9 protein-coding genes are annotated in these 12,224 nt (G+C 32.3%); all 9 read left to right on the forward strand.

Translation table 11 applies throughout. From position 1 onward, the window contains the following. The first annotated feature begins 103 nt into the window (after positions 1 to 103). The 9 genes from AC1DY0_RS11970 to AC1DY0_RS12010 all read left to right on the forward strand — a co-directional run bounded on the left by AC1DY0_RS11970 (position 104) and on the right by AC1DY0_RS12010 (position 12,213). The gene (locus tag AC1DY0_RS11970; RefSeq protein WP_477188830.1) at positions 104 to 1,186 is read left to right on the forward strand and encodes a chorismate mutase; all 1,083 of its coding nucleotides are present in this window, start codon (positions 104 to 106) and stop codon (positions 1,184 to 1,186) included. 115 nt (positions 1,187 to 1,301) lie between these two features. After that, complete coding sequence (locus AC1DY0_RS11975) at positions 1,302 to 2,957, forward strand: hypothetical protein (protein WP_477188831.1); 1,656 nt, start codon at positions 1,302 to 1,304, stop codon at positions 2,955 to 2,957. Between the two features lie 147 nt (positions 2,958 to 3,104). Then, positions 3,105 to 4,082 (forward strand): ribosome small subunit-dependent GTPase A, encoded by a 978-nt coding sequence (rsgA, locus tag AC1DY0_RS11980; RefSeq protein ID WP_477188832.1) that lies wholly within the window; start codon positions 3,105 to 3,107, stop codon positions 4,080 to 4,082. A 73-nt stretch (positions 4,083 to 4,155) separates the two neighbouring features. Then, positions 4,156 to 4,608, forward strand: coding sequence for a D-aminoacyl-tRNA deacylase (gene dtd / locus AC1DY0_RS11985; RefSeq protein ID WP_477188833.1), 453 nt, complete (start codon positions 4,156 to 4,158; stop codon positions 4,606 to 4,608). Between the two features lie 54 nt (positions 4,609 to 4,662). Continuing rightward, complete coding sequence (locus tag AC1DY0_RS11990; RefSeq protein WP_477188834.1) at positions 4,663 to 6,579, forward strand: DUF3857 domain-containing protein; 1,917 nt, start codon at positions 4,663 to 4,665, stop codon at positions 6,577 to 6,579. Between the two features lie 7 nt (positions 6,580 to 6,586). Then, positions 6,587 to 8,494 (forward strand): DUF3857 domain-containing protein, encoded by a 1,908-nt coding sequence (locus tag AC1DY0_RS11995; protein WP_477188835.1) that lies wholly within the window; start codon positions 6,587 to 6,589, stop codon positions 8,492 to 8,494. Between the two features lie 4 nt (positions 8,495 to 8,498). After that, a complete protein-coding gene (locus AC1DY0_RS12000; protein WP_477188836.1) occupies positions 8,499 to 10,520 on the forward strand; it encodes a transglutaminase domain-containing protein in 2,022 nt (673 codons plus the stop codon). Between the two features lie 201 nt (positions 10,521 to 10,721). Beyond that, positions 10,722 to 11,216 (forward strand): hypothetical protein, encoded by a 495-nt coding sequence (locus tag AC1DY0_RS12005; RefSeq protein WP_477188837.1) that lies wholly within the window; start codon positions 10,722 to 10,724, stop codon positions 11,214 to 11,216. 382 nt (positions 11,217 to 11,598) lie between these two features. After that, complete coding sequence (locus AC1DY0_RS12010) at positions 11,599 to 12,213, forward strand: transposase (RefSeq protein WP_477188838.1); 615 nt, start codon at positions 11,599 to 11,601, stop codon at positions 12,211 to 12,213. Positions 12,214 to 12,224 lie beyond the last annotated feature (11 nt).

The following is a 12,224-nucleotide window of genomic DNA, read 5'->3' on the forward strand; positions in this document are numbered from 1 at the left end:
GTAAGCAATTAATAATAAAGATCTCTCTTGCTCCCTCCAGTTGTTTGGGGAGTTCCGATAGCTATCGGGAGGAGAGGGAAAAAAGTAAATAATTTTAGAAAAGATGGAAAACAAGAAAGAAATGAGAGATTGGTTGAATGAATTCAAATTATCTCACCCATTTGTAATAGCAGGACCTTGTAGTGCTGAAACAGAAGAGCAAGTGTTGAAAATTGCTCACGAATTGAAAGATTCAGATGTAAGCGTTTTTAGAGCAGGTATTTGGAAACCAAGAACTCGTCCAGGAGGATTTGAAGGTGTTGGAGAGATTGGATTGAAATGGTTAAAGAAAGCTAAGGCAGAAACAGGTTTGCTTATGGGTACAGAGGTTGCTACTGCAGCACACTGTAAATTGGCTTTAGAAAATGATATTGATGTTTTATGGGTTGGTGCTCGTACAACGGCAAATCCTTTTGCTGTTCAGGAAATCGCCGATACCTTAAAAGGAACTGATAAAATTGTATTGATTAAAAATCCAGTAAATCCAGATATGGCTTTATGGTTAGGTGGTGTAGAGCGTTTATATGCAGCTGGAATTAAGAAATTGGGAGTAATTCACAGAGGTTTTTCTACTTACGAAAAAACTAAATACAGAAACATTCCAGAATGGCAGATTGCTATTGAATTGCAAAATAAATTCCCTGATTTACCTTTGATTATTGATCCATCACATATTACAGGAAACCGTGATATGATCCTTGAAGTAACTCAAGAAGCATTGGATTTAAATTATGACGGTATGATTATCGAAACTCATAATGACCCTGATAATGCTTGGAGTGATGCTGCTCAACAAGTAACTCCTGCTGCTTTGAAACAAATTTTTAAAGACTTGAAAGTTAGAAAAGTGAGTGGAGATACTGATGAGTTTACAAGTAAAATGACCAAATTAAGAGCTAATATCGATGTCCTTGATGCAAATTTATTGGACTTATTAGGAAAAAGAATGAAAGTAGCTGACGAAATTGGTCAAGTAAAAAAAGAAAATAATGTTGCAATTCTTCAAAATAATCGTTGGAATGAAATCCAAGAAAAAATGATTGCAGAAGGTGCTAAAAAAGGATTAACAGAAGAATTTATAGTTAAATTGTTCAAAAATATCCACCAAGAAAGTATTGGTCACCAAGAAAAAGTATTAAACGCTTAATTTTAAAAAAATAAGTATTAATATTGTTAAATAAAATGAACCTTCTGTGTCATGCGGAAGGTTTTTTTATGTTATCTAAAAAAAACATACTATTAGTATTATTAAAAATTTAAAAATGAAAAAAATTACATTTGCTTTTTTATTGTTTGGTTTGTCTTGTATGAGTTTGTCTGCACAAAACAAAATTGAAAAACTGAACATGACTTATGGTGAAGAATTACCAGATGATAATCAAAAAATTGTGAAAATTATTGGAGAATCCAATGATAAAATTTATGCTTTAGCCATTGCGGGTAAAGAAGATTATTTTTTGAAGATTTTCGAATCAAAAACAATGAAAATAATTTCTTCAAATCCTATCGCTATCCCTAAACTTGAAGACAAAGAAGTTGATTTTGAAGAAATATTTTTGTTAAACGAGAATTTATATGCTATCGGAAGCGTTTATAATAGAAAGGAAAAAACGTTTAATTTGGTTGGAGTGTCAGTTTCTGATAAAGGTACTTTAAGCGAAAAATCGATCCTTTTGTTTAATTCTGTTGTTGAAAAAAAATCAGAAAAAGGATTGTTTTATTTTAAACTTTCTCCTGATGAAAAGAACTTGCTAGTTATGCACACCTCTTTATTTTCGAAAGAAGATGCTGTTCAGTACGAAGTGAAATTACTAGACAATAAATTAAATGTACTTTTTGCAAATGCAGAAAAAGTAAAGTTTGATGATAGTAAAAAAGATTATGAATTTACTATTTCAGATTTTGAATTAAATTTTCAAAATGATGTTTTTTTAGTTGTTAATGAAAGTTATAGAGACTCTAAAAAGAAGGAGCAAATTGAGAAATTTCAGATTCATACTTTCAAAAGAGCAAATGATTATAAAAAAATTGTTGTCGATATTAATATAAAAGGGAAAGAAATCATTAACTGTAAAATGATTTCTACTGCAAAAAACACATTAAAACTAGTCGGATTTTATTCAAGTGTCCGTGAAAATGGTAAAGCAAATAAAGAGTTAAAAGGAATTTATAATGCAACATTAGATCTTGCTAGTACAGCAATACCAGAAGTGAAATTTGATGAATTTGATTATGAAACAAAAGTTAAGTTATTAGGAGAGAGAAGAGCTAAAAACGGAAAAGACGTGAAGCCACTGTATAACATTACAACATTAATTGAAAGAAATGATGGAGGGTTAATTGTTCTTTCAGAAATGCAATTTGTTTATTATGGTAAAAGTGCAGGATTTGGACCGTTGCAATTTACCCCGGTTACCTATACCAAAAACGAGATTATTGTAACCTCTTTAAATCCTGACGGGTCATTAGATTGGGGTAATGTTTTGCCAAAAGAACAAGTGGCATCAATTACTACAATGTCTTTATCATTAGGTGCTATTGCAGGAAATGGGAGTTTTACTGTTGGAGCATCTTTAAACATACCATTAGTTGATTTAGGAAAAGGCCCCGAATATCTTGGAGCAATTCCAATGTATAGAGATGGTAAGTTGAATGTGATTTTTAATGATAATATTAAAAATAAAGGAATTACTGACATTGAAAAAATAAAAGCACTTGGGAATTATAATAGTTCAGTTCCTTCTCTTTTTATATTTGATGAAAAAGGAGAGATTACAAGAAAAGACCCTGAAGAAGTTGTGAAAAATGAATTGGTACTTCGTCCAGGAGTTTATTATAGAAAGAATGAAAGTGAATTTATTTTGTATTCATCAAGGAAAAAACAAGATAAACTGGGAAGATTAATTTTAGAACAATAAAATTTTAAAAGGTTGTGATTCTTTCACAACCTTTTTTTATTAAATATTTACATGCTATTAAATATTTAAACCTAAAACAAACTAATTATCTTTGCAAAGTCTTAGGTTTAATCTAAAATCTAAAATCTAAAATTCTTAAATCAAATAATGACAGGACTCGTTTACAAATCTACAGGAAGTTGGTACACCGTAAAATCCGAAAAAGGAGATTTTATAGAATGCCGTATGAAAGGGAAATTCCGAATCAAAGGAATTAAAAGTACCAATCCAATTGCTGTGGGTGATATTGTCGATTACGAGCTTGAAGAAACCTCAGATACTATTACTGGAACAATTCATAATATTCATGAAAGAAAGAATTATATTGTTCGTAAGGCTGTGAATTTATCTCATCAAATGCATATTATTGCTTCCAATATTGATCGAGTGTTTCTGTTGGTAACTGTAAACAATCCTCCAACTACATTCAATTTTATTGACCGTTTTTTGGTAACCGCCGAAGCTTACGGAATTGAAGCTATTTTGGTTTTTAATAAAATAGACACTTTGGATGAGGTTACGCTTGATGAACAGTTGTATATGCAACATGTGTATCAGGAAATAGGGTATAAATGTTTGCGAGTTTCCTCGACAGAGAATAAGGGAGTCGAAGCTTTACAAGAAATGATGGTGGGTAAAGTAAGTATGTTCTCTGGACATTCAGGTGTGGGGAAATCAACTTTAGTAAATGCAATGGAACCTTCTTTGCATTTAAAAACCAAAACGATATCGGTTGCAAGTAAACAAGGACAACATACAACCACTTTTGCAGAAATGTATGATTTGTCTTTTGGAGCCAAAATCATAGATACTCCCGGAATCAAAGGTTTTGGAATGGTTGATATGGATCCTGCAGAAATTAGCGGATATTTTCCGGAATTTTTTAAATTGAAAGATCAATGTAAGTTCAATAATTGTTTGCATAAAGAAGAACCACATTGCGCCATAAAAGCTGCATTAGAAAAAGATGAAATTGCTTGGTCCCGTTATAACAGTTATCTCAAAATACTGGAAGGGGACGATGAACATTATCGTACCGATGATTACAATGAGGATCGAATCATTAGTGATAAATCAAGAGAGTAGTCAAGTCTAAAGTCTTAAAGTCGAGTTTTAGATGACTTTTGGCTTTCGACTTTCAAACATTAAGAATTAAATAATGAAAGTTGTTCTTCAAAGAGTTTCCAATGCTTCCGTAACCATCGATTCTAAAATAGTAGCTGAAATCCAAAAAGGATTATTGATTTTAGTAGGGATTGAAGAAGCCGATATCCAGGAAGACATTGATTGGTTGGTTGGGAAAATTACCAAAATCCGTATTTTTGATGATGAAAATCATATCATGAATTTATCCATTCAAGATATTGATGGAGATATTATTGTTGTGAGCCAGTTTACACTACACGCTTCTACCAAAAAAGGAAACCGTCCTTCTTACATAAAAGCAGCTAAGCCTGAAATAGCGATTCCATTGTATGAAAATTTTGTAAAACAATTGGAAAAGGAATTAGGCAAGAAAGTGCAAACTGGAATTTTTGGAGCGGATATGAAAGTTTTATTGCTTAATGATGGACCGGTTACTATACAAATAGACAGTAAAAATAAAGAGTAAAATTAAGTTTTATTTAGACGAAATTTTCTTATATTTCGACACTAAAACTTTTTTATGACCTACAAGTTTATTTCCTCTATTTCTATTATTTTCTTATTTACTACAACATTTCTTTTTGCTCAAAAAAGTGATTACAGTGCCCTCACTCTTTCCGATTCACTCAAAGAAAACGCCAATGCTATTGTTCGTTTGAACCAAATAGATATTGTAATTGCGTCTCAACGCAGTATGAATATCAAAAACAAACGCGTTGTAACAGTGCTCAACGAAAATGGGTTGGATGCTATTGAAGCTTATGAAAATTATGACAAATCGAGTCCTGTCAAAAGTATATTGGCAACGGTTTATGATGCTTTTGGAAAGGAAATCAAAAAAGTAAAAAGGAGTGATTTTAGGGATGTAAGTGCAGTGAGCGGAAGTACTCTTTTTTCAGAGAGTCGTTATATTTACTTAGACTATACACCAATACAATACCCATTTACAGTTGTTTTTGAAATAGAAACAGAAACATCAAATACAGCTTTTATTCCGCAATGGGTGCCTTTGAATGATTATGCTGTCAGTATAGAGAAAAGCATTCTCAATATAACTTATCCTTTAGGGCTTGGATTCAAATACAAAGAATTCAATTTTTTGAATTTTAATATCAAAAAAACTGTAGAAACTTCAACTCAGCTTTCTTATTTAGCATCAAAAATGTTGGCACGAAAAGAAGAAACGGCAAGTCCCTCGTTTAGTACTCTTTTTCCAAGAGTAATGATGGGATTGGGGTTGTTTCATTTGGAAGGAGTTGATGGTATTGCCAAAACTTGGGCAGAATTTGGAAAATGGTACGGTGAAAAAATTTTGGAGGGAACTACTGATTTGTCTGAAGAAACTAAAGTAAAAATCAAAGCTTTGGTTGGTGCCGAAACCGATCCTATCAAGAAAGCGCAAATCATTTATAAATACGTTCAGGAAAAGTCGAGATACGTCAGTATTCAAGTAGGGATTGGGGGTTGGAAACCTATGCCAGCAAGTGATGTTGATCGTTTGGGCTATGGAGATTGTAAGGCATTGAGTAATTATACCAAAGCGCTTCTTAGTGTGGTGGATGTTCCATCTTACAATGTTGTTTTATATGGTAATCCAAGAAAGCGTGATATTGAAACCGATTTTGTTTCGATGCAAGGGAATCATATGATTTTGGCTATACCCAATAAAGATAAATATGTTTTTTTAGAGTGTACAAGTCAGGTAGATCCTTTTGGTTATCAAGGAACTTTTACGGACGACAGAAATGTTTTGGTGATAAAGCCAGAGGGAGGGGAGATTGTAAGAACAAAAATTTACGAAGATACAGGTAATACTCAAGTCAGTAAAGGGACCTATTCCATTGCTGAAAATGGTGATTTTTTAGGAAAAATAGGGATCGTTTCCGAAGGTTCGCAATACAATAAAAAGTTTAATAATGATAAATTTTCTCCAACAGAAAAGGAGAAATTCTATAAAGACTATTGGAGTACAATCAATAATTTAAAGATTAAAAAAATCACTTTCAAGAATGATAGTGATAAAATTAGTTTTACTGAAAATGCCGAAATAAGTGCGATTAACTACGGAAATGTATCTGCAAATAAAATGATGTTTGCTCTAAATGCTTTTAATCCATTAACTCAAAGTATAAAACGAATTCGAAACCGGAAAAATCCTTTAGAAATACAAAGAGGTTCAATTGATATCGATGAAATAGAGATTGCTTTGCCCATAAATTTTTCGATTGAATTTCTTCCAGGGAATGTTGAAATCAACGGAAAATTCGGTGAGTATAAAACAGAGATTATTAAAAAAGACAATAATAATATCGTTTACAAACGAAAGTTCTTTTTGAAAAAAGGTTTATACACCAATAAAGAATACGATGAATTTCGTCTTTTTATGGAGCAGGTTTCGAGAAACGACAACGCCAAAATAATTTTAACCAAAAGCTAATTTAAAAATGAATTTTAGAAAATCAATACTCTTGTTATTCCTCATTACTTTTTCTAGTATTAATGCTCAAAAACTAGAACTAGGAAAAGTTACTATCGAGGAATTACAACAAAAGCAGCACCCAAAAGATACTTCTGCGGTGGCGGCAATTTTATTTGAAAAAGGATCTGTGCGTTTTGAGGATTTAGTGACAGTTACTACAATCAAAACTAAAATTAAAATTTATAAAAAAGAGGGCTATAATTGGGCCAATAAAGAAGTGTCTCACTATTTGCAGGGCGAAAATGTTTCTTTTTCGGAAGCAGTTACTTATAATTTAGTCGATGGCAAGATTGAAAAAACGAAACTTAAAAGCGAAGGAGTATTTGAAACAAAAATCAATAAATATTTTGGGCAAAAAAAAATTTCAATGCCCAATGTAAAAGAAGGTTCTATCGTTGAATTTGAATATAAAATACGATCTGAAAATTTTGGGTCGTTAAGAGATTGGTATTTTCAGACTAGTATTCCTGTAGATTATACGGAATATAATGTTAAAACACCAAAATTTTTAACTTTTAATAAGAGAACAAAAGGATTCGTTTTTCCTAAACTTTCATCAGAACCAACTTATAACCAAGAAACTTCAACTGTTTTTACTTTAGAAAATGTCCCAGCAATTAAAGAGGAAATTTTTGTTAACAATATAGATAATTATAAAGCAAGTGTTTCTTATGAATTAGCAATGGTAAGTATCCCAGGTCGAATTTATAAATCATTTTCTACAGACTGGAATGCTGTAGTAAAGACTATTTATGATAATGAAGATTTTGGTGTCGAACTCAATAAAACTGGATACTTTGAAGACGATTTAAAGGCCGTTATTGGAGGACTAAGAACACAAGATGAAATTATTTTAGCAGTTCTAAATTATGTAAAATCAACGGTAAAATGGAATGAATATAATGGCTATTCTTGTGATGATGGGGTTAAAAAAGCATACAAAGACAAAACAGGCAATGTCGCGGAGATTAATCTCATGCTTACGGCAATGCTGCGTACAGCAGGACTAAAAGCAAATCCTGTTTTGGTTAGCACAAGGGATAACGGCATATCAATTTTCCCAAATCATAGTGCATTCAATTATGTAATTGCAGCAGTAGAAACACTGGAAGGATTGATATTGTTGGACGCGACAAGTAAATTTTCAACTCCAAATGTATTACCATTTAGAGATTTAAATTGGTTAGGTAGATTGATTAGAAAAGACGGAACATCAGAAGAGGTTGATTTAATGCCAAAGAAAGCATCGAATAACTATATAACGATGAATTATACTATTGATCCAGTTGGGAAAATTACGGGAAAATTAAGAAGACAAAGAACGGATCACAATGCAATGAGTTTTAGATCGGAGATTGAAAATACAAAAGAGGAAGACTATCTGGAAAAACTGGAAAATGAAAACGAAAAAATTGAAATTTCTGATTATTTAAGAACAAATGAGAAGGATGTTCAGCTGCCAATTATTGAAACTTGCTCTTTTGCAGGAACCAATCTATGTGAGTTAATAGGCGAAAAAATGTATATCAATCCACTGCTGTTTTTTACCAAAGAACAGAATCCTTTTAAACAAGAGATCAGAGAATATCCTGTAGATTATGGTTTTCCTTTTTTGGATAAATACACCATAAACATAGATATTCCAGTGGGATATGTGGTTGAGACATTGCCAAAATCAACTCAAATCAATATGGAAGAAAATTTAGGAAGTTTTAAATTCATGTCGAATGCTTCCGGAAATAAAATACAGTTATCCATTACTCATCAGATAAATGCCTCAATTGTATCCTCAGAATATTATTCTATGCTAAAAGAATATTATCAGGGTATGATTACTAAGGAAACAGAGAAGATTGTTTTAAAAAAAGTATAAAAAAATGAAAAGAAATAATATTGTTTTGTGTTTGTTTTTACTGTTTTCATTTGTGAATGGAATTGCTCAAGAATTTAAACTAGGAAAAGTCTCCATAGACGAATTGAAACAAAAAAAGCACCCAAAAGATACAGCTGCCGTTGCTGCAATTTTGTTTAAAAAAGGAGAAACAAAATTTGAATACAAACATGATGAAGGTTTTAAGGTGATTACTGAGATAACCATGCGCATCAAAATTTATAAAAAAGAAGGGTATGATTGGGCAAACCAAGAAGTGAGATTTATATCCAGAAATTCTTCAATAAAAGAAAACGTTGAATTTACGGATGCGGTAACTTATAATTTAGTGGCAGGAAAGATTGAAAAAACAAAGCTGCAAAGTGAAGGTGAGTTTGAAGAAAAAGTAAACAAATACGTGGATAAAAAGAAAATAACACTGCCCAATGTTAAAGAAGGTTCGGTATTGGAATTTAAATATATAATACGAACAAATAACAGAGGGATGCTACGGGAGTTTGATTTTCAAACCGATATTCCTGTTGATTTTGCGGAATATATAACCCTTGTGCCAGAGTATTTTGTTTATAATACGAAATTGAAAGGATTCATTAGACCAAAAATAGATATTGAAAATTCTTCAAAATCAGTTGTTTTTAAAACTGGGGAGAGAACAATAGTTCCAGTTAATAACACTATTACTTATTTATCAACAGATAAAATGGAGTATCTAGAAACGAAAACTACTTATACTGCGCAAAATTTGCCAGCGATGAAGGAGGAAGTATTAGTAAATAATATTGATAATTATACAACAAGTGTAGCACAGGAATTATCGATAACTAAATATCCAAATGAGATTGTTAAGTCTTATTCCGCAAACTGGGAAGCTGTAGTAAAAACTATTTATGATGATAGCGATTTTGGAGCGGAATTAAATAAAACAGGTTATTTTGAAGAGGATTTAAAATCAGTTATTACAGGATTAACCACTCAAGATGAAATCATTTCAGCAATTCTGAGTTATGTGAAATCAACCGTAAAATGGGATGGTTATAATAGCTATTATTGTAATGATGGAGTTAAAAAAGCCTATAAAGACAAAACGGGAAATGTAGCGGAGATTAATTTTATACTCACTGCTATGTTGCGTAGCGCAGGTTTAAAAGCAAATCCTGTTTTGGTCAGCACCCGTTCAAATGGCATTGCAATGTTTCCAAATAGAACAGCTTTTAACTATGTAATTGCTGCTGTAGAAAACCCTGAAGGACTGATATTATTAGACGCCACAAGTAAGTTTTCAACTCCAAATGTATTGCCGTTTAGAGACTTAAATTGGATGGGTAGATTAATTAGAAAAGACGGAACATCGGAAGAAGTAGATTTAATGCCTACACAAACCTCTAATGACAATGTAATAATGATGTATGCAATTGATGCTACCGGTAAAATTACGGGTAAATTGAGACGTCAGCGAACAGGCCATAAGGCCATGGGTTTTAGATCGGAGATTGAAAATATAAAAGAGGATGATTATCTGGAAAAATTGGAAAATGAAAACGAAAAAATTGAAATTTCCGATTACGTTAGGGCAAATGAAAAAGATGTTCAATTACCAGTTATTGAAACTTGCTCTTTTTCAGGAACCAATTTATGTGAGTTGATAGGCGAAAAAATATACATTAATCCATTGTTGTTTTTTACCAAAGAACACAACCCTTTCAAGCAAGAGAAAAGAGAGTATCCTATTGATTATGGTTTTCCTTTTTTAGATAGATATACAATCAATATTGATATACCAGAGGGCTATGTTGTCGAGACACTTCCAAAATCATCTAAGCTTGATATGGAAGAGAATATAGGTAGCTTTAAATTTATATCCAGTACTTCAGGCAATAAAATACAGTTATCCATTACTCATCAGATAAATGCCTCAATTGTTTCATCAGAATATTATCCTATGTTAAAAGAATATTATCAGAGTATGATAGCTAAAGAAACAGAGAAGATTATTTTAAAGAAAGCGTAAGTAATGAAAAAATTGAAAAACAGGTAATTTTTGAAGTTGGTATGAAAGTTTCTTTGCTGAATAATTGTTCAATGACCATTTAAATTGACAGTAAAAATAAAGAGCAATATTTTTAATTAAGATTATTCTTTCTTTTATGTTTATTAAAGATTTTACTTATATTTGGTTGATTGTAGTTATTAACTTAAAAACCAAAAAAGTATGCCATTTGAAAATTTAAACAACAATCATTATGTAGCTGCCGAAAAGACAGCAGTAGGTACTAGCTTAACAGCACTTGAAACAGCTTTGTCAGCCAAAATCAAAAACCTTAGTGCAGAGGAACGTCAGAAATACGGGAGCGTGAATGAACAAAATAAACTGATAGTAAACAAAGTCAAAGATTACAAGGCAAGTCAGCCGGGCTTGAGCAGTCCTGATGTAGATTGGATAGAGTTTCAGAGCGATTTTGATTCGAGAGACTTTCTGCAATCCACTATCGGAAGATTACAAACTCTAATCGATGGGTTGACCAATAATAAAATCCTTCACGATTTTGAGAATTACCAGGCCGCACTTACGGATTATGATTACAGCAAATACAAGGCTAGTACCAAATCACCAGGCTATGAAGGCAAAGTAACTGCCATAGCACAGTTTTTTACAGGAGGAAGCTCCGCGGCCAAAACAGCCAAGAAAATCGAAGAGGAGATATAGACGCATCATAATAATGCTAAAACGGGTAAGGAACTAGTTTCTTACCCGTTTTTTTGTGGTTTACCACGTCCTGAACTCCATTTACCCCGTTGCACAACGGGGATTACCCCGTGTTGTCGCGCGATAACCCCGTCTATTAACGTGGTGAACCCCGTTTGAAACCTCAATTACCCCGTTATAGAACGTGGTGTACCCCGTCAGGGACGGCCTTAACCACGTTTTTGGGGCATTTGGCATTTATAGCTTACCGCTTTATAGCTCACATCTTACATTTCACAACTCACAATTTAAACTTATATTTGTTTACAATTCAATCCGACAGTCCTACCCTAACAGGGTTCAAAACCCTGTTAGGGTTAAATAAATAAAAGCAATTAGTAAAATGGAAATAAAACACCCCATACTTCATGGAAATTACTACCACATTTACAATCGTGGTAATAATGGGATTGATATATTTCTTGAAAACGAGAATTACTATCATTTTCTTCGGTTGTATGCTAAATATATAGAGCCTATTGCCGAAACTTATGCTTGGTGCTTGTTAAAAAATCACTTTCATATCTTGGTACGAATCAAAGATAAAGTAGAAATCGAACAAAATGATTTGACTTATACTACAACCGAAAAACCAAAAGTCATTGATCCATCAAGACAGTTTTCACATTTGTTCAATGCTTATACGCAAGCAGTGAATAAACGTCATAATAGAACAGGAAGTTTATTTGAAACAACTTTTGAAAGAAAATTGGTTTCTTCTGAAAAGTATTTTCAACAACTGATTTTTTACATCCATAACAACCCGGTGCATCACGGTTTTGTGAAACAAATGAGTTTGTACCCTTGGTCATCTTATGAAACAATACTATCGGATAAGCCAACGAAGCTAAGAAGAAAGGAAGTTGTTGAATTATTCGGAGATTTGGAAAATTTTATTTTTCATCACAACCAACAACAAAACTTAAACGAAATTAATACTTTAATAATCGAATACTAATCTTTCACCAA

It is taken from the genome of Flavobacterium sp. P1_E4 (assembly GCF_056405915.1).